The sequence below is a fragment of the Streptomyces sp. NRRL F-5126 genome (assembly GCF_000721265.1).
Classification (GTDB): domain Bacteria; phylum Actinomycetota; class Actinomycetes; order Streptomycetales; family Streptomycetaceae; genus Streptomyces.
On record NZ_JOFZ01000166.1, the window covers coordinates 1 to 201 of the forward strand.

Annotated in this window: 1 protein-coding gene; it reads left to right on the top strand. The window is 66.7% G+C overall.

Annotated features, from left to right (window positions below; translation table 11 throughout):
- Positions 1 to 201 (top strand): SpnB-like Rossmann fold domain-containing protein (locus tag IH48_RS34185; protein WP_037844396.1); only part of this gene is annotated, 201 nt, incomplete at both ends.

A 201-nucleotide genomic window follows, 5' to 3' on the forward strand; every position in this document is an offset into this window, starting at 1 on the left:
CCTGCTCGCCCTGCTCCAGGAATGGCTGACCGACGAGCGCCTCACCACCACCCGCCTGGTCATCTGCACCCGCAACGCCATCGCCACCGACCCCGACGAAGACATCCACGACCTCACCGCTACACCCCTGTGGGGCCTCATCCGCACCGCACAGAGCGAAAACCCCGACCGCTTCACCCTCATCGACCTAGACACCACCCC